The organism is Shewanella electrodiphila (assembly GCF_023283985.1).
GTDB classification, from domain to species: Bacteria; Pseudomonadota; Gammaproteobacteria; order Enterobacterales; family Shewanellaceae; genus Shewanella; species Shewanella electrodiphila.
Genome location: NZ_JAKIKU010000004.1, coordinates 386,481 through 405,740, shown reverse-complemented (window position 1 = coordinate 405,740; position 19,260 = coordinate 386,481). Strand labels below are relative to the sequence as shown.

At 41.7% G+C, this 19,260-nt stretch carries 18 protein-coding genes; 7 read left to right on the top strand and 11 right to left on the bottom strand.

What is annotated here, in order from left to right; translation table 11 throughout:
• Window position 1 precedes the first annotated feature (1 nt).
• The 4 genes from L2737_RS09880 (at window position 2) to arsJ (ending at window position 4,554) form a co-directional block, all read left to right on the top strand.
• Window positions 2-1,591 (top strand): GMC family oxidoreductase, encoded by a 1,590-nt coding sequence (locus L2737_RS09880; protein ID WP_102529226.1) that lies wholly within the window; start codon window positions 2-4, stop codon window positions 1,589-1,591.
• 304 nt (window positions 1,592-1,895) lie between these two features.
• On the top strand, window positions 1,896-2,234 hold the full coding sequence (locus L2737_RS09875) for a metalloregulator ArsR/SmtB family transcription factor (protein WP_248955621.1): 339 nt from the start codon (window positions 1,896-1,898) through the stop codon (window positions 2,232-2,234).
• Between the two features lie 49 nt (window positions 2,235-2,283).
• A complete protein-coding gene (locus tag L2737_RS09870) occupies window positions 2,284-3,300 on the top strand; it encodes an ArsJ-associated glyceraldehyde-3-phosphate dehydrogenase (RefSeq protein WP_102529228.1) in 1,017 nt (338 codons plus the stop codon).
• A gap of 27 nt (window positions 3,301-3,327) precedes the next feature.
• Entirely contained in the window at window positions 3,328-4,554 is a 1,227-nt protein-coding gene (arsJ, locus tag L2737_RS09865; RefSeq protein ID WP_248955620.1) for an organoarsenical effux MFS transporter ArsJ, read from the top strand.
• Window positions 4,555-4,662: 108 nt separating this feature from the next.
• Here the strand turns inward: arsJ and L2737_RS09860 are convergent, their stop codons facing one another.
• Window positions 4,663-5,136, bottom strand: coding sequence for a TIGR02444 family protein (locus tag L2737_RS09860; RefSeq protein ID WP_248955619.1), 474 nt, complete (start codon window positions 5,134-5,136; stop codon window positions 4,663-4,665).
• A gap of 251 nt (window positions 5,137-5,387) precedes the next feature.
• The gene (locus L2737_RS09855) at window positions 5,388-7,298 is read right to left on the bottom strand and encodes an ABC transporter ATP-binding protein (RefSeq protein ID WP_229371180.1); all 1,911 of its coding nucleotides are present in this window, start codon (window positions 7,296-7,298) and stop codon (window positions 5,388-5,390) included.
• Between the two features lie 151 nt (window positions 7,299-7,449).
• Here L2737_RS09855 and L2737_RS09850 point away from each other — a divergent pair, with 151 nt between their 5' ends.
• Window positions 7,450-7,647, top strand: coding sequence for a YheV family putative zinc ribbon protein (locus L2737_RS09850; protein ID WP_229371182.1), 198 nt, complete (start codon window positions 7,450-7,452; stop codon window positions 7,645-7,647).
• A gap of 105 nt (window positions 7,648-7,752) precedes the next feature.
• On the opposite strand, the gene L2737_RS09845 is transcribed toward L2737_RS09850, so the two are convergent.
• The 8 genes from L2737_RS09845 to sfsA all read right to left on the bottom strand — a co-directional run bounded on the left by L2737_RS09845 (window position 7,753) and on the right by sfsA (window position 14,647).
• Entirely contained in the window at window positions 7,753-8,283 is a 531-nt protein-coding gene (locus L2737_RS09845) for a hypothetical protein (protein WP_102529233.1), read from the bottom strand.
• A gap of 286 nt (window positions 8,284-8,569) precedes the next feature.
• A complete protein-coding gene (gene panC / locus L2737_RS09840; RefSeq protein WP_248955618.1) occupies window positions 8,570-9,415 on the bottom strand; it encodes a pantoate--beta-alanine ligase in 846 nt (281 codons plus the stop codon).
• Window positions 9,416-9,500: 85 nt separating this feature from the next.
• A complete protein-coding gene (gene panB, locus L2737_RS09835) occupies window positions 9,501-10,295 on the bottom strand; it encodes a 3-methyl-2-oxobutanoate hydroxymethyltransferase (RefSeq protein ID WP_248955617.1) in 795 nt (264 codons plus the stop codon).
• Window positions 10,296-10,361: 66 nt separating this feature from the next.
• The gene (folK, locus tag L2737_RS09830; RefSeq protein WP_102529236.1) at window positions 10,362-10,841 is read right to left on the bottom strand and encodes a 2-amino-4-hydroxy-6-hydroxymethyldihydropteridine diphosphokinase; all 480 of its coding nucleotides are present in this window, start codon (window positions 10,839-10,841) and stop codon (window positions 10,362-10,364) included.
• A 2-nt stretch (window positions 10,842-10,843) separates the two neighbouring features.
• Window positions 10,844-12,205, bottom strand: coding sequence for a polynucleotide adenylyltransferase PcnB (gene pcnB, locus L2737_RS09825; protein WP_241906469.1), 1,362 nt, complete (start codon window positions 12,203-12,205; stop codon window positions 10,844-10,846).
• Window positions 12,206-12,385: 180 nt separating this feature from the next.
• Window positions 12,386-13,258, bottom strand: a complete 873-nt coding sequence (gene gluQRS / locus L2737_RS09820; RefSeq protein WP_248955616.1) for a tRNA glutamyl-Q(34) synthetase GluQRS — start codon at window positions 13,256-13,258, stop codon at window positions 12,386-12,388.
• Window positions 13,259-13,380: 122 nt separating this feature from the next.
• The gene (dksA, locus tag L2737_RS09815) at window positions 13,381-13,824 is read right to left on the bottom strand and encodes an RNA polymerase-binding protein DksA (protein WP_055024924.1); all 444 of its coding nucleotides are present in this window, start codon (window positions 13,822-13,824) and stop codon (window positions 13,381-13,383) included.
• Window positions 13,825-13,942: 118 nt separating this feature from the next.
• Window positions 13,943-14,647, bottom strand: a complete 705-nt coding sequence (sfsA, locus tag L2737_RS09810) for a DNA/RNA nuclease SfsA (RefSeq protein WP_248955615.1) — start codon at window positions 14,645-14,647, stop codon at window positions 13,943-13,945.
• Window positions 14,648-14,789: 142 nt separating this feature from the next.
• Here sfsA and pepB point away from each other — a divergent pair, with 142 nt between their 5' ends.
• Window positions 14,790-16,064: an aminopeptidase PepB gene (gene pepB / locus L2737_RS09805; protein ID WP_102529240.1), complete on the top strand. Its 1,275-nt coding sequence runs from the start codon at window positions 14,790-14,792 to the stop codon at window positions 16,062-16,064.
• Window positions 16,065-16,173: 109 nt separating this feature from the next.
• On the opposite strand, the gene thpR is transcribed toward pepB, so the two are convergent.
• Complete coding sequence (gene thpR / locus L2737_RS09800; protein ID WP_248955614.1) at window positions 16,174-16,749, bottom strand: RNA 2',3'-cyclic phosphodiesterase; 576 nt, start codon at window positions 16,747-16,749, stop codon at window positions 16,174-16,176.
• Window positions 16,750-16,987: 238 nt separating this feature from the next.
• On the opposite strand from thpR, the gene L2737_RS09795 reads away from it, so the two are divergent.
• On the top strand, window positions 16,988-19,234 hold the full coding sequence (locus L2737_RS09795; protein WP_248955613.1) for a putative bifunctional diguanylate cyclase/phosphodiesterase: 2,247 nt from the start codon (window positions 16,988-16,990) through the stop codon (window positions 19,232-19,234).
• Window positions 19,235-19,260: the final 26 nt, after the last annotated feature.

The following is a 19,260-nucleotide window of genomic DNA, read 5'->3' as shown; positions in this document are numbered from 1 at the left end:
AATGGCTGCAAATATCATTGATCCGATTACCACTGGCTTAGCTGCTGGTTGGCAGCATATTGATGCTAATCAATTGACAGAAAATCAACACTTTGAAGCTGATGTGGTCATTGTAGGCACAGGTGCTGGAGGCGGCACAGCTGCTGAAATCCTGGCACAAGCAGGTCTTAGTGTGATTATGGTAGAAGGTGGCCCTTTAAAGTCATCAAGTGACTTCAATATGGAGGAACGCACCGCCTATCCTGATTTATACCAACAAGCTGCGGCGATGAAAACCTCTGATAAAGGTATTGGAATTTTTCAAGGTCGAAGCGTTGGCGGCTCGACGACGGTTAATTGGACCACTTCAATTCGAACGCCTGATAACGCGTTAGCTTTTTGGGAAAAAGAAAAATCTGTCACAGGCTTATCCACTGAATCCCTGCAACCTTGGTTTGAGAAAATGGAAGCCAGATTGAATATCAGTGAATGGCAATTTCAGCCTAATTTGAATAACGCGGCTTTGAAAGAAGGCTGTGAAAAGCTCGGCTGGGAATACACTGTTATCAAACGCAATGTGAAAGGTTGCTGGAACACGGGTTATTGTGGAATGGGTTGCCCAGTAAATGCTAAGCAGTCGATGCTAGTGACCACAATTCCCAGTGCGCTAGAGCAAGGCGCAACCTTAATCTCAAATGCTAAAGTTATTGATTTAAAGCATAAAGGGGACAAAGTTGAAGGCTTGTCTGCTAAAGCGCAATCGGGCAGTTCAAGTGCAGCAACGCTGACTTTTAGCGCTAAGCATTATATTTTAAGCGCTGGGGCAATACACACTCCGACTATTTTAATGCGGGCTAAAACCCCTGATCCACATAAGTTATTAGGTAAAACATTTTTACATCCAACGCTGTTATCTGGCAGTCTTTTTGATAAACAAATTGATGGTCACAGCGGCGCACCACAATCTATCTATTCCGATGAATTTGTTTGGCGAGATGGCGCAGCGGGTGAAATGGGCTATAAACTTGAAGTGCCTCCAATTCACCCGATTTTAATAGCATCTAAGACGATTGGTTATGGTCGCAGTCATGCAGAGCTTATGACTCACTTTAATAACTTACAAGTGATGATAGCACTTGTAAGAGATGGTTATTCTGACCAAAGCCCCGGTGGTCAAGTTAGGCTGACTGACAAAGGATTTGCGCTCGATTATCCACTGGAACAACCTTTTTGGGATACCGCAAGACGTGCCTTTGCGACCATGGCTGAATTACAGTTTGCTGCAGGAGCTAAAAAAGTATTACCGATTAATGATGGTATTGGTATGCAGCTTAATTGGGCGCAAGCCAAGGAAACCATAGCCACTATGGATATCGGTTTGCTCAAGACGATTGTTGCGTCTGCACATGTTATGGGAGGCTGTGCTATGGGTGATGATAAAACATTATCTATGATTAACAGTGAAGGGCAATCCCATTATTTTGAAAACTTATCAGTCATGGATGGCTCGATGTTCCCAACAAGTTTAGGGGCTAATCCACAACTATCCATTTATGGCATAGTGGCGCGAAATGCTACGTTACTCGCTGAACGTTTAACGGCCAAAACATAAATGACACTTAATTTGGGATAAATACCTTTTTAGTATAAATCGCTAAAGTCAGATTAAAAGACTGATGATATGAAGGCTTAATCAATAAAACCGACTGTAACCAGTCGGTTTTTTGTTGCTACCCCTTGTCAAAATATGTTCAGTAATAAGACATTTTTATTAAACATTTCATTTTGCATATATATGAATTTGCATATATCTGTTTTTACGCATATCCTTGCTGCATTATCTATAACGATTTTGAACTTTGATACTTTTCTTGGTTATTTACCTTGAATACAAACCAAGATGATAGAGGTTAACTATGCAACCCAGCATATTTTTTAAATGCTTAGCTGATGAAACTCGATTGAAGAGTTTACTTTTAATTTCACTTAATCAGGAGTTGTGCGTCTGTGAGCTAATGGCTGCGCTAGATGATAGTCAGCCAAAAATATCACGCCATTTAGCTCAACTTAGAAAAGAAGGTTTGTTAACCGATAGAAGGCAAGGTCAGTGGGTTTACTACCGACTTAATGATGCATTACCTCAATGGGCTCAAACCGTTATTACACAAACCGCATCAGGCAATACCGTATTCATTGAAGCTGATCTGAAGCGCTTAGCGGATATGGTCAATAGACCAAACTGTAATCGTTGTTAGTGATTTCAAACACTGATTTAACTTATTTTATTATACGAAAGGCTAGATTATGACAATTAAAGTAGGAATTAACGGTTTTGGCCGTATGGGACGTTTATCATTTCGTGCAGCATTCGATTGGGCTGACGTTGAATTTGTTCAAATTAACGATCCAGCTGGTGATGCAGCCACACTGGCTCATTTAGTCAATTTTGATTCAGTTCATGGTCGTTGGGCTCATGAAGCTGTTGCGCATGATAATACCATCGAAGTTAATGGTCATAAGATTGTCTGCACAGCCAATAAAGCTATTGCCGATACTGATTGGTCAAACTGTGATGTTGTTATTGAAGCATCAGGTGTGATGAAGACCAAAGCAAAGCTGCAAGCTTACCTTGATCAAGGTGTAAAGCGTGTTGTAGTGACGGCTCCAGTGAAAGAAGACGGTGTGTTAAATGTAGTTATGGGCGTGAATCATCAAGATTATGATAAATCAATTCACCCAATTGTTACCGCAGCATCCTGCACCACTAACTGTTTAGCACCTGTGGTTAAAGTCATCCATGAGTCACTAGGTATTGTTCATGGTTCAATGACCACGATTCATGACATTACGAATACTCAAACTATTCTTGATGCTCCCCACAAGGATTTACGCCGTGCAAGAGCATGTGGCATGAGCCTTATTCCTACTACCACGGGCTCTGCAACAGCAATTACGCATATTTTCCCAGAGCTGAAAGGCCGCTTAAATGGTCATGCGATTCGTGTGCCATTAGCAAATGCGTCAATTACAGATTGTGTTTTTGAACTGAGTCGCAGCACCACTGAAACGGAAGTGAACCAATTGCTTAAACAAGCTGCAGAAGGCGAGCTTGATGGGGTGCTTGGTTATGAAGAGCGTCCGTTAGTCTCGATTGATTATAAAACAGACCCTCGCTCAGCGGTTATCGATGCGCAATCAACCATGGTTGTTAATAATACTCAGCTTAAACTTTATGTTTGGTATGACAACGAGTGGGGTTACGCAAATCGTACTGCTGAATTAATGCGTTTAGTGGGCTTGCAAGATAAAGCTGACGTGTAGTCACATGTGATTAATAGGGTTATACCGATGTCTTTATTCACAAAATTGGCAAACTTGCCCAGTGAGATAAAACAGTACTTAATTGTGACTGGCAACTATTGGGCATTTACATTGACCGATGGTGCACTGCGAATGCTGGTGGTGCTGCATTTTCATGGTTTAGGTTTTAGCCCGATTGAAATTGCAATGCTGTTTTTGTTCTACGAAATTTTTGGTGTTGTGACTAATCTTGTCGGAGGTTGGCTTGGTGCGAGAGTGGGTTTAAATCGCACCATGAATATCGGCCTCGGCTTGCAAGTGTTTGCTCTGTCTATGCTGCTGGTACCCAGTGAATGGCTCACTGTGGTGTGGGTAATGGCGGCGCAGGCATTATCTGGCATTGCTAAAGACTTGAATAAAATGAGCGCCAAAAGTGCCATTAAAACATTGGTTCCCGCTGGAGCTGAAGGTAAATTATATCAATGGGTTGCTATTCTTACTGGTTCTAAAAATGCCCTTAAAGGTGTGGGTTTTTTCTTAGGTGGCGCGTTGCTGACTGTGTTTGGTTTTCAGGCAGCAATCTTAATAATGGCAGTCGCGTTATTGCTGGTGTGGATATTTAGCGTATTAACCTTAAAAAGCCAGTTAGGCAAAGCGACTGCGAAGCCCAAGTTTACAGAGATTTTCTCTAAGAGCAGTACCATTAACTACTTATCTGCAGCAAGGCTGTTTTTGTTTGCAGCAAGAGATGTATGGTTTGTGGTGGCATTGCCCGTCTTTCTTGCCAGTCAATTTGGCTGGGATCATTGGTATGTTGGGGGCTTTTTAGCCTTGTGGGTTATTGCTTATGGTGGTGTTCAATCCTTTGCGCCCCATTTTACCGGCAAAAAACAAGGTAAGGTCCCTGATGGTAAAAGTGCCTGCTTATGGGCTGCGGTATTGGCTATTATTCCTGGAGTGATTGCACTGGCTCTCACTTTCGATTGGCATAGTCATATTATGCTTATCGGCGGGTTATTAGTTTTCGGCGGATTGTTTGCAGTGAACTCATCGATGCATAGCTATCTAATTGTGAGTTACGCAGATAAAGATGGCGTGTCTTTAGATGTTGGCTTCTATTATATGGCTAATGCGATGGGCAGGCTTATTGGCACTTTGTTATCGGGTTGGGTATTTCAGCAATACGGACTTGAGGCCTGCTTGTGGATTTCGAGTGTGATGATTGCGTTAGCAGCAATCATTTCGACACGCTTACCGCAACAAAGTCATTCATAATCTTTGTTTTAACGGCTGATAGTATTGCTTTAACGGCAGATAGTATTGCTTTAGCGGATGTATAAGTGGTGCAGCGAATATTGATAATATCGGTATTCGCTGCTCGCTTTAAGCACTTTGTAATTGAGTAAAATAATCTGCGTCGATACCAAATAAGCACAAGTAATTTTCGGTGTTATAGGTGTCTTTTTTATCAGAGGCAATATCGGAAGTAGCGTCAGCATTAATTGAGCTTTGCTCAAACTGATTTAATTTCTTCAGCAACATTTGCTGAGTTTTGCGCTCCATCATCAACTCTATATCTAACATTTGTTGATATTCGCCTGCTTGTAAATGTGATTTAGCTAAGCGGCGTAATTTACGATATGGGGTAACAACTTTAGTATCCCAGTCTTCAATGGTCGAGGCGAGTACTTCCCACTGCGCTAATGGTAAATAGTGGCACTGTTGGTCAAGGTATTGGGCCAACAATAGTAGGTTTACATTAACTTGGTAGTCGTCTTGTACGCTGATGTAGCTTACTGGATTGGTCGCGTATAGATTGTCACAATCACGCCAAATTAATGAGTTAAAAGGTTGCACTAGACTTTCTCCAACGTGTAAGTATCCATTCTTTAAGATTCAGACTGATAATGAGGATTACGTTATCTTGTATTATCGATAGCACGATAACTTGAATCTTATTGTCCTTGAAAAGCTTGGTGCATTTCAGGTGATAGTTAAATTTTGATAACTACAGGTTAAAGCTTATTAAATCAGAGGCTTTAACCTGTTTCCTCTTGTTTGAATGATTGTTGCAGGCACATATTTAGCTCATTCAAACAATTGGCAGATTAATTGAGGGTAAACTCTTGTTCGATAACTTCAATCTGCTCTTGAAGATCAAGCCAAGTCATTTCACTTTCGTCCATCGCTTGTGTCAGTTCAGTTCTCTCATTAAGCACTTTAGTCATTTTAGCTTTATTTTCCGCTTCATAAAGCGAGCCATCAGCCAAGTCGATTTCAAGTTCAGCTAAACGTGTGCTGATTTTTTGCTGTTGTGTCTCAAGCTTAATTTGCTGTTTACGCAATGGAGACACTTTCTGTCTTAATTCGGCTTCAAAACGTTTCTGCTGTTTTTTGTCGATTGTTGGCTTAGTGTCACCCTCTTTAGCGGCAGATGATTGCGCTGCTTTTGCTGCATCGAGCAACCATTGGTGATAATCATCTAAATCGCCTTGGAAAGGCTTTACAGCACCTTGGTCTACAAGGTAATAGTCACTACAGCTTAACCGTAAAAGATGTCGATCATGTGACACAATGACCATTGCACCTTCAAAAGTTTGCAATGCCATGGTCAGTGCATGACGCATCTCTAAATCAAGGTGGTTGGTCGGTTCATCTAAAAGTAATACGTTTGGTTTTTGCCATACGAGTAGTGCCAGAACTAAACGGGCTTTTTCGCCACCCGAGAAAGGTCTAACAGCCGACATAGCCATATCACCATTAAAACCAAATCCGCCTAAAAAGCTACGTAGTTCAAGCTCTTTCGCATTGGGCGCTAGACGGACTAAATGCTGTAGCGGGGTGTCATCCAAACTTAAAAATTCAATTTGATGCTGAGCGAAGTAACCAATATTCAGACCAGGATTAGGCTGATATTTACCTGTTATAGGGGCTAAATCTCCAGTGAGTAATTTTATCAGAGTCGATTTACCGGCTCCATTTCGGCCTAACAGACCAATACGCGCACCTGGAACTAGGTTAAGTTTGACTTCACTTAATACGGTTTTGTCACCGTAGCCAATAGACACATTCTCCATGGTCGCTAAAGGATTAGGTAAAGCGTCAGGCTCACGAAAAGCCATATGAAACTGGCTGTCGACTTGTGAAGGTAATAAGTTAGCCATTTTTTCTAAGGCTTTTAATCGACTTTGAGCCTGTTTGGCTTTACTGGCTTTATAACGGAAGCGGTCGACAAAAGATTGCATGTGAGCGCGTTCTTTTTGTTGACGTTCAAATGCGGCTTGTTGCTGAGATAATCTTTCAGCACGAATACGCTCAAATGAGCTGTAATTACCTTTGTAATAATTCAGTTTGGCATGCTCAACGTGAACAATTTCATCAACGATCCCGTCAATAAAGTCACGGTCATGACTAATTAAGATAAGCGTACCTTGGTAGGCTTTAATCCAACCTTCTAACCAATACATGGTATCTAAATCTAAATGGTTGGTGGGTTCATCTAGTAACAATAAGTCAGAGCGGCATAATAGTGCCTGCGCTAAGTTAAGACGCATTCTCCAGCCACCAGAGAAGCTTTTTACTGGGTTACTTTGTTCTGGCTCACTAAACCCTAGACCAGCTAACAGGGAGCTCGCTCGTGAGCGAATGGCATAACCACCGATAGCATCAATTTTTCCATGTATCAGCGCGATGTTATGGCCATCATCTTTTTCTTGAGCGATAGCCAGTTGAGCCTCAAGTTGACGAAACTCAATATCACCATCGAGTACATATTCTAGCGCTGAGACTTCAAGTGCCGGTGTTTCTTGGGCAACAGTGGCGACTTGCCAACCCGCAGGTAAACTAAATTCGCCTTTATCAAGTTGTAAATTGCCTAAAATGAGCGCCAATAGAGATGATTTCCCTGTGCCATTCGCACCGACTAGGCCAACTTTATGGCCAGGATAGACGGTAAGGTTAGCTTCATCGAGTAGGGTTTTCGTTCCGCGGATGAGTTGGGCTTGGCTGATGTTAATCATGAATGGCAACTTGACTGGTGATAATACAAAAAGTGCAGCGATAATAGCGTAATTGATACTTTTTTAACACTAGAGCGAGACTGGATTAACCAATTCGTGGCAAAATACTGCTACTGATATCGCAAATGCACAGAAGAACAATAATAAGATTATGGCTAAAATAAAAAAACGCTTTGTAGCTGGGGCTAAATGCCCTCAATGTCATGCTCAAGATACTATTCAACTATTTAAAGAAAATGGTGTTGAAACCGTTGAGTGTACTGACTGTGATTACCGTGAACAACAAACAGAGGCAAAAGTCGCTGAAAAAGCCACAGGTAATGTCATCGGCGTATTTAAGCCTGATTAATGAATGGCTAATGTAAGGTGTTGGGCGAATATCTGGATGATAGGAACTGGAATAGCTCGAGAACGCTTTAGTTAGTGGGTGTTGCGCTGAGGGATTTGCTTACTATTATTCTTTAGCGATAGCGCCATCATTGGCGCTTTCTGCTAGGATTTTGTTTTTGTGTTCGATAAGTACAATAATCACGTGACGATTATTTTTCATTAACTCATCAAATCGATTATTAATCTCAGCTAAATCTTCTACATAATCTGGATCGTCTTTTTCTTTCTTGTGCCAATAGCGATTACGATCAAGTTTTTGAATTTCACTGGCACGTAAAATTTCAAAATAACTATTTTCTTGCTTGAGGCGATAAACTTCACTATCCAATAATTGGATTAATTTCTCTTTGGAAATGGTTTGTTTTTTCAGCAAAGCTTTAAGCGGGTCTTCTTTTAAGACAACCTTATCCGAATCAACTTCTGTGGTGATCCCAAGCTGGTATTCAATTTTGTGCTGACGATATTCTTTTGGGCAAACAGTCTGACTGAAGGCGATTTTATTGTCCTTCATGCATTTATAAATTGTATTAGCAGAGGCGAAAGTTGGCCCCATGAATAATACAATAATGAATGTGATGAGTAGTCTTATTGGCATGCGGCCACAGATCCTTTTGTAATCTAACATCGTTTCAACACCGTGTTGAAGGTATATCAGATGGTTACCGCTAGTCGGCCAAAACCCATTGGCGCTAGGTGGTTGTAAATCATTATAGCTGCTTGTAGCTATAATGTTTAAATATGCTTAATTACTATGGCCTAATTTTAACGATAAAACCAGTTTTTTGACAGTAGATTTTTTATTGGCACAGAAGAACTTTGCGTTAAATTTGTAAGACTTAGTGAACAATCAGCTAAGTCTTACAAAGTCAGTGGCGAATAGATTAGCGGCTAAAGGTAAGATTATCTATAAGGCGGGTATTGCCAAGGTAGGCAGCAACTAAGATCACTAGATTGTGATCTTCATTAGTAATAGGGGCTAAATTAGTGGCGTTTCTAACAGACAAGTAATCCATTTTAAAACCTGCCTTCACTAACGTTTCAGCCGCAATAGCCTCACTTTCAGCAATGTTTTTTCCACAAGCAACATCAGCTGCAAGCTTATCCATACACTGTTTAATCGCAGCAGCTTGTTGCTTTTGCTCAGCAGTTAAATAACCATTTCTTGAGCTCATGGCTAAACCAGATGCTTCTCTTATTGTGTCAATACCAATAATCTCAATCGGTAATGATAAATCTTCAGCCATCGCTTTAATCACCATGAGCTGTTGATAATCTTTACGGCCAAATAAAGCCACATCGGCTTGAACGATATTAAATAGCTTGCATACAATCGTGGCTACACCACGAAAATGCCCTGGTCGACTTGCACCGCAAAACTCATCACCAATATTCGGTACTTCAACAAAAGTTTGTTGCGCTAAACCTTTTGGGTAGATGATGCTAGGAGTAGGGGTGAATAATAGCTCTGCACCTGCATTAATAAGTGCGTCACTATCTGCTGCTAACGTTCTTGGATAAGCGTCAAGATCTTCATTTTGGCCAAATTGCATTGGATTGACAAAAATGGACACCACCACATGGTCTGCGCGTTTTAGCGCTTCAGTCACTAATGTTATGTGACCATTGTGTAAGTTACCCATCGTTGGCACAAAGGCAACGGTTTCGCCTTGCATGTGCCATTGTTTTACTTGTGCTCTGATTTCAGCAATATTCGCTGTGGTAATCATCGATATTTACCTAGTTGTACAATAAATTTTAATGCAGTTACTAAGATGAACTCACACTGCATGCCAATGTTGTTTGTTATAAAGCTTAGTTAAACGAGTGCTCATCGGCTGGGAATGTGCCATTGGCGACTTCTTCAATATAGGCTTTCACTGCAGAACGAATTTCGCCAGTTTGCTGCAAATAGTTTTTAGAAAACTTAGGAATATAGCCGCTTGAGATACCTAGTACATCGTGCATAACCAAGATTTGCCCGTCGGTATCACCACCAGCGCCAATACCAATGACTGGGATGGTCAATGCTTCAGTAATGCGTTTTGCCAGTGAGCTCGGAATGCATTCAACCACTAATAATTGAGCACCAGCAGCTTGTAATGCTAAGGCATCATCAATCATGCGTTGAGCTTTATCTTCTTCACGACCTTGTACTTTAAAACCGCCAAAAACATGCACTGATTGTGGCGTGAGGCCTAAATGAGCACATACTGGAATACCGCGTTGAGTCAACATTCTCACACTATCAAGTAACCATTCACCGCCTTCCAGTTTGACCATGGTTGCACCTGCCTGCATCAAAATTGCAGCATTAGCCATAGTTTGTTCTGGGGTGGCGTAACTCATGAAAGGCATATCAGCAATAAGTAGGGCTCGTTTGCAACCGCGATTTACACTGGCTGTATGATAGGCAATATCATTGACTGTGACAGGCAATGTATCACTGTGGCCTTGCAGAACCATACCTAAAGAATCACCAACCAGTAGGACATCGACGCCTTCGCTATCAAATGCGCCAGCAAAGCTCGCATCGTAGGCGGTCAACGCGGTAAATTTCTTACCTTCTTGTTTGAATTTTATGAGGGTTGAGCTAGTGACTTTTGACATAATAAACTCTTAGAAGCAATTCATATTCAAGTAATGGATATGCGATGCAAACGGCATAAAAGCTGATTAAATTTGAATTAATTCAGCTCGCATTTCACGGGTAATTAAGCTTTTTAATTCGGTGCTACATGGCAGTATTAATTGTTGATTAATATCTGCAAGTGGAATGAGAACAAAACTGCGTTGCTTCATTCCATAATGGGGAACCGATAGTCGAGGCTCATCGATGATTTGTGTCCCGTACAGTAAGATATCTAAATCTAACGTACGTGGTCCCCAACGTATCTCTCTGACACGGCCTTGGGTATTTTCAATCGCTTGCAATGCGTCGAGCAAAGCTATTGGTGCAAGGTCGGTGTTAAATCGTGCCACACCATTGACGTAATCAGGCTGTTCAACATCGCCCATAGGGACTGAACGATACAGTGGTGACACATTAACAATCGCATCGAGAGCAATCTTTTTTAACGCCAGTACAGCGTCTTGGATTTGCTGTACTGGTTCATTTAGGTTTGCCCCTAACGCCACATAAACCGTGGTGCTCATGGTTAGCCTTTTGTTTCAGCTTTAGGTGCTGAGTTTTTCTCAGTCGTACCTGCAGACTCTGATTTAGGCTTACTAGGACGACGACGTTTACGCTGTTGAGCATTGCGATTACGGCTAGGACCTTTTTTGCTGCTTTTCACTATGTCAGAACGCTGTTGTTCATCCGCTTCAACGAATGATTGCCACCACGCTGCTATTTTACCTATGTTGCCAGCTTCTGCTTCACCACGAAGGAGTAATAAATCATAAGCTGCACGGAACTTAGGGTGTTCGAGCAATTTAAATGCACGAGTGCCTTGGCTGCGCTCAAGTCGAAGTTGTAGTTGCCAAATATCTTTAGCTGGCGTGCTAAAGCGACGCGGAATACTGATGGTGCGGCATTGTTGCTCCATCACATCACCCATTGCAGCGACATGTGCATCGTAGTGGCTTAAGCCACTTTCAAGCGCTATATCATCAGCACGTTGCTTTAATGGATACCAAAGCAGGGCAGCGTAGAAAAATGCCGGTGTGACAGGCTTGTCTTGGCTAACGCGTAAATCTGTGTTGCTCATGACAGCATTGAGCATTTTGGCGGTATAACCGTTTGGTTGCTCTTTAATTTGCGCTGAAATTTGCGGAAAAAGTGGTTGGAATAACCCTAAGTCTCGCATCATTTCGTAGTTAGCTTGTGCTTTGCCAGCAAAAAACAGCTTAAGTACTTCTTCGTACATACGTGCTGCTGGAATATCTTTAAGCAGTGGTGCTAACTCTTTAATTGGCGCCGCTGTTTTTGATTCGATTTGCATATCCAGTTTGGTTGCAAAGCGCACAGCTCGAAGCATACGCACCGGATCTTCACGGTAACGGGTTTCTGGATCGCCAATCAAACGAATGGTTCTGGCATCTAAGTCACTAATACCACCGCCATAACTGCGGATAGAGTAGTCACTGATATCGTAATAAAGTGCATTGATTGTAAAGTCACGGCGTTCTGCATCTTCATCGATTTCGCCATAGACGTTGTCGCGTAATAGACGACCTTCAGCATTTGATTTCGAAATTTTTTCGTCGGTTTCGCCATGGTGACCACGGAAAGTGGCGACTTCAATCACGTCGCGGCCAAATACAATGTGCGCTAATCTAAATCTACGACCCACAAGGCGGCTATTACGGAATAGTTTTTTGATTTCTTCAGGGGTTGCATTGGTCACAACGTCGAAATCTTTCGGTTCCATGCCTAATAGGATATCGCGAACACCACCGCCGACAAGGTAGGCTTTGTAGCCTGACTTGCTCAAACGGTAAAGAACTTTTAGTGCATTTTCACTGATTTGACGCCTAGAAATTGTATGGGCATCTCTGGTGACAATGTCCAGGCGCAATCCGTCATCTTGAGCTTCTGGCTCAATGACCGGAGTGGATTTATTGTCTTCAAACAGTTGTTTGCAGAATTGGCTAATACGGCGAAAAATAATACACCTCGAACGATACGATTAATGGTTAAAATTAAATGGTTAAAAATCTGGCGGCTATGATATACCAATTGTACGCCAATGAGTATATCACTGCGCTATCAGAATCTCAGATACTTGTGGAATATCAACAATACTAAATTGCTCGCATGCTTGTTTTAGCATGATATCCACATGGTCTATGTCTACTTGGGCTTGCCCTAAAAATTGCAAAGCCGCATTGATACTGGCTTGTGGCCTAATGACATCAATTGCATTTGCATAATTTTGTTTAGAAAGCTTAAATCCGGGTTTAGTGCATGCTAGAGGTAGATGCAGCCAGTTTGGCGAACAAAAACCAAGAATTTTATTCATGCTTAATTGTCGGCAGCTGGTTTCGAGCAAATCACAGCCTCGTACAATTTCAGTAATGCCTTGAAAAGCATCGTCGATCACTACCGCAAGTTGATAAGCATATAAGCCGTCACTGCGTTTAATAATAAAATCTTCACCTGCAAATCCTTCATTGACTGTGATATTACCCATCAACAAGTCATTGAACTGATCAACTTTAGCGGTATTTCGAATTCGAATAGCGCCTTGGTTGAGTGGTGAGGTTAATTGTCCGCAGCGGCTGTCATAAACGCCGCCCATCTGACCAATTTGTTTTCGAGTACATTGACAAAAGTAGGCTAAGTCTTTACTTAATAGAGTATCTATTTTCTGTTGGTATATTTCTGTTCGCTGACTTTGATAAAGAACTTGCTCATCCCAATGTAATCCATAGGCGTCGAGCGTGGCTAAAATGTCATCACTTGCGCCTTTAACTTCTCTTGGCGGGTCAATATCTTCAATACGAACAAGCCATTTGCCATTTTGATGTCTAGCGCGAAGGTAACTGCCAAGTGCAGCAATAAGAGAGCCAAAATGTAATGGGCCAGAAGGGGATGGAGCAAAGCGACCAATATAATGAGGTGAGTTCACCGATATACCTTTTGCTTAAATCAATTTAGCGGTAGGGGAAATACAAAAACAAAGGGCGAGAATCATCTCGCCCAATATCTGATATCGGAAAGTGCTTAAACCGATTGTCAGTGGTCGCTGAATTAGCCAGCCATTTGCTTTTCTTTAATTTCAGCAAGCGTCTTACAGTCGATACATTGATCAGCTGTTGGACGTGCTTCAAGACGGCGGATACCAATCTCAACACCACAAGAATCACAGAAGCCAAAATCGTCTTCTTCAATTTTTTGTAATGTCTTTTCAATTTTCTTAATGAGTTTACGTTCTCTATCACGAGCACGTAACTCTAAACTAAATTCTTCTTCCTGCGCCGCGCGGTCTACTGGATCTGGGAAGTTAGCAGCTTCGTCTTGCATATGGTTTAACGTGCGGTCAACTTCTTCACGTAACTGGTTACGCCAAGCTTCTAAAATCATTTTAAAATGACCACGTTGCTCTTCACCCATATACTCCTCACCAGCTTTTTCCTGGTAAGGTTCTACACCTGCGATAGCGAGTACGCCGAGTTTTTTAGTGCCTTCAGGCATAACGCATCTCCTGTAATAATTAGCGATTTATGTGCGTCGTAAAATTTATGGCCGCTATCTATAGCAGAAACGCTATAGCGTGGCAAATTATTTGTTTAGTATTTTACGCTTTTTTGACCTAAACAATCACTTTGCACGAACGACTTAGGGTACTTGAAATAGCCGATAATTCTGTTTGATAAGCTAAAACTTCTACGCCGCTATTTACCGCTTGTTTTAGTAATAATGCATATTGCGGATCGATATGCTCTGCAGCTTGCACAATATTGATACCAGTATGCTGAACAACAAACAGCAATACTGCTCTATGACCTAGACTAACCATATGCATAAGCTCGCGCAAATGCTTTTGCCCCCTTGTAGTGACCGAATCAGGGAAATAGCCTACTGTTTGCTCTAATAATGTACAGCTTTTGATTTCTACATAGCATAAAGGGCGATTTTCATCGCTGAGCAGTATATCTATGCGGCTATTTTCATCACCATATTTAACTTCTCGTTTTAGGGTTGAATAACCAGTAAGCTCAGTGATGACACCCGCATTGATGGCTTCTTCAGCCAAAGCATTAGCCCTACCAGTATTAATGCCAATTAAATGTTGCTCTGTTGTTTGAGCGATTTCCCACGTATTTGGATATTTCCTTTTAGGGTTATCTGAGGTAGAAAACCACACGAGTTCACCAGGAAATAAGCAATTCTTCATTGAACCAGTATTAGGGCAGTGAATGGTTGTTTCTGTTCCGTCATCAAGCCTAACATCAGCTAAAAAACGTTTGTAACGTTTGATCAAGGTTCCCTGTTGCAGCGCTGGGGTAAACTCCATGAAAAAATCTTCTCCGTAATAATAGTGTTTACAATTTTTATTGAAATCTATAGTAGTTTTTGTCACGTTTCATTATCGAATTACAGTACACTTAGCCCATTGGAAACAAAAGTGACAATGCAAGTACAACAAGGAAATCATAATGGAAATAATGACTGTTACCCTAACACAAGAAGCGCCACAGAGCCTTTGGGGTAAAGCTGATGTTACCTATCAAGGCAACCAAGCGTTTATACATTTATCAGGTACAGATGAACTACGCCAAGTGCAGGCGGCTGCAAGAAAAATCCGCAGCCAGGGAGTAAGCAAGGTTCAATTGGATGGTGCGCTTTGGAGCATTGACTCTCAATGGGCATTCTCACAAGGCTTTACCACTGCTAAAGGTGAGTTTGAGGTATTGTGGTGTGGTGACAGTGAGATTCAGACTACGTTAACTCATCGCTTTGAAGCTGCCAGCTTTGCGCGCATGTTGGTCAATGAAACCCCTGAAGAATTATCTCCAGTGATATTGGCAAATCATGCTGCGAAATGGCTTAAGGCCATTGGTGGTGACAATGTTAGTTATGACATCGTGGAAGGCCAAGAACTATTAGAAGCGCAATGGATTGGCTTACATGCTGTCGGTCGTGGTAGTGAGCGTCCTCCTGCGATGTTGGTACTTGATTTTAATCCACTAGGTGATGATGCAGAAGTATCAACAGCACTTGTGGGTAAAGGCATTACATTCGATTCAGGTGGTTACAGTATTAAGCCATCTGAAGGCATGCTTGATATGAAATGTGACATGGGCGGCGCTGCCACTGTTACCGCTGCATTAGGTCTAGCAATGAAAGCTGGGCTGAATAAGCGCGTGAAGTTATTCCTATGTTGCGCTGAGAACTTAATCAGTGGTCATGCTTATAAGTTAGGTGACATCCTGACTTACAAAAATGGCGTTACCGTTGAAGTGGTTAATACTGACGCTGAAGGCCGTTTAGTCTTAGCTGATGGTTTACAAGCCGCATCCGATACCGGAGCTGAACTGATTATAGATGCAGCGACATTAACAGGCGCAGCCGTCATGGCTGTTGGGACAAATTATAACGCGATTTTCTCACCGCAAATGGAAACATTACAGTTAGCACAGCAACAAGCTGCAAGCGTTGCTGAAAATGTATGGCCTTTACCATTAGATGCATGGCATAAAGATATGTGTCCTTCACCTTATGCTGATACGGCTAACAGCCGTGCAATGAAAGGTGGCGGTGCTGGTGGTGCTTCAAATGCTGCAGGCTTCTTGTGGCGCTTTGTTCGCCCTGATGTTAACTGGTTACATATGGATTTAGCTGGCGCCTATGCGTCATCGGCTAATTCACTATGGAGCGCGGGTGCCACGGCTCACGGTGTTCTGACTATTGCTGCGATACTAAATAAATAAGCTGAGATCTAGAGCTGTCGTATTGGTTAGTCCACAATCGATTTACATCCCAAAAGCCGCTATATGCGGCTTTTTTGTGTTTAACTTTCCGATTTGCAGTTTACAGTTATCAGTTCAGTGGCCAACTTTTAAGGGCTAAATATTCAACTCCCATTGGTGTTGATTTTGATTCAAATAAAGTCAGCTCAGTGATATCGAAGCTAATAGGCGCTAGTTTTATCATGTTGGAAGCTTTTGTCGTTATCTCATTCATTAACGCTTGAGTTGAAGATGGTGTTTTTACATGACGAAATAAACTGACATGAGGCCGATAATCATGTTGGCTTTGATGCAGGTTTAGCTGCTTGGTTAACTGCGTGAGTTGCTCAACAATACTCCTTAATTCAATTGAGGCTACTCCTTCGATACACAGTATTTTTGCCTTCGGCCAATAACTAATATGCTCAAGCCTTTGGCTAAAGCGATGCAATGACATTGAGGATATCTCTGTGTCAATTTTTTCAATGCCTTGAGCACTGGTCAGTCCTAAAAAAGCCGCAGTTATGTGTAAGTTAGTATTACGCACTGGTGTGGCAGATGGATTGATGTGAGATGCCAATCGCTGTTGGATGTTTATTAGCCTTTGCTGGTTATTAATTGATATAGAAAAGCCAATAAAAGTGCGTTTGTTATCATTTTCAGACATTCGTTTGCCTTACTAAGTCGTTATGCATTGAATTATCTCGCACAGAGATAAACTCTAAGATAATTTATAGGTTACTTAAGTTAAGGATAACCAAGAAAGTTGTCGTTTTTAACCTGACGTTAATAATATGAGCTAAGATTGTAGTTAACGTTATGGAACAACAGTTCACCATCGTAATGCTAAAAGCGATACGACTAAATAGTGAGAGATAAATTGCAATTACATAATGAGTTATTTAATGATTGATAGCGAATTGGAATCGATATGGGTCAGTAAACAATCTTCTGAATTAAGTCGCTTGTTATCGTCAGAGCAAGTGGCTACAGAAGTTGAAGCGTTGCAACAGCAACTTGGCTGCGATGGCGTGATCGTTATTTTGTCCCAAGTATCAGAGCACATTACCAGTGGCTTTGTTTTACAAGCCAATGCATTGAAAGTGTATGAGAACAATCGCCAAAATGCCGAAATCCTTGGTTTATCATTGGCATCATTTCCAATCCTGTGTGAGCAATTATTACTTAATCAACACAGTGGCTTATTTCCTGATAAAGACCTAGAGCCAGAGTCCAGCGAGGTTAAGCAAAGTCATTTTTCAGTACGATTAATTGACGAATTAAATCAATTCATCACATCATCCACGCTGCCTATTCAATTACACATTAACCATACTGTCGTTATTGGCAACAGCCGATTATGTTTGGTGCCGTATCAACATCAACATACAGGCATTGTTGCTCAAGCAGATGCTAAATTTTATCTCGTGAATGAAAGTGCGCTTACGCTTTGTTCTCAAGTGGAGCTGACTCGTGTCACTGAGTTATTAAATAATAAAGAATTACAATATTTAGAACTATTTCAACAACTCCCCGTCGCATGTGCGTTAATCGATAAAGATAACAATGTCAGTAAACAGAACCAAGTTGCCAACCAGAACTTACCATTACATCTAAACCAAAGTTTATTTTCGGTAATTAACTCAGATGATCATTTGCTGCTGGAAGATTGTTTACACATTGTGCGTGAAGGCGCTTTGCATCAGTCTTGGTGCGAAATTCCATTAATTATCGCTGGAACAAAACATTGGTATAAAATGAGCTTTTGTCGTGCGTTAGATATCGAAAATCATTTACTGATGATGGTTGAAGATATTTCCGAGCGATATCGATTAGCCGATGAACTGTCATTCCAGTCCAACTATGACCCTCTTACTGGTTTGCCCAATCGTGTGCAGTTTGAAGCGATGTTAGAAGAAGCTATTGATGCTAAAGATCGCCTGCCTGCGTGTGTTGCTTTTCTTGATTTAGACCAGTTTCAGGTGATCAATGATGTGAGTGGTCATAAAGCGGGTGATGAACTTTTGTGCCAAGTATCCAAACGCCTAAGCTTGCTATTACGCACCGGTGATATTGTCGCAAGGTTAGGGGGTGATGAGTTTGGCATCTTGATGTTCTATGCTGATAAAGAATCGGCCGAATTAGTGGCAAAACGAATTTGCCAGCAACTATCGGAACACGAATTTATTTGGGGGGAAATCACCCATAATGTCAGTATCAGTATGGGCTTGTCAGAACTTGACTCACGCACTTCAGATATATATAGCATAATGAGCCAAGCTGATGCAGCTTGTCGAATTGCCAAAGAAGGCGGCCGAAATCGCTGGCACTTTTATTGTAAAAACGATCCACAAATGCACCAGTTGTACAATCAAATGCTCGCTTCAGTGGATATCATTTCAGCATTGGCTCTGAATCAATTTGAGCTATTTTATCAACTTATTGAGCCATTATCGTCCGATGAATCGGGTATTCATATGGAGATTCTGCTGCGTATGGTGCAAGAAGATGGCCGATACGTTTCACCAGGGGTTTTCCTTCCTGCGGCAGAACGTTATAACCTGGCCTCAAAAATCGATCGTTGGGTCATAGATAACTTATTAAAATGGGGCGCTCGCCACATGGAAATTTGGGAACAGCTTTCTATGGTGTCAGTAAATTTATCTGCATTGTCATTATCTGACAGTAAATTTATGAGCTGGTTAGAAATGCGTTTAATGGTCGAGCCTGAGTTAGTGTCCAAACTGTGTTTTGAGATCACTGAGACAGCGGCTGTGAGTCAGCTTGAACAAGCGACAGCTTTGATTGACTTACTTAAGCCACTAGGTTGTAAACTGGCGTTAGATGATTTTGGCTCAGGTTTCTCAAGCTTTGCTTACCTTAAATGTCTTGATGTTGATTACGTTAAAATTGACGGTCAATTTGTAGTGAATGTTTGTGATGACCGCAGTGATAAAGCCATTGTGTCGGCCATATGTCAGCTGGGTAAAGACATGGATTTTGAAGTGATTGGTGAGTTTGTTGAAAGCGAGACCATTGGCCGATTATTACGTGAGCTGGGCGTAGATTATGGCCAAGGTTATGCTATTGGCAGGCCTGCACGGTTAATTGAATTATCCTCAGGGGTTCGCAGCCCTTGGTTACTAAATTAACGCAACATAACTCAATTCAACGCAAT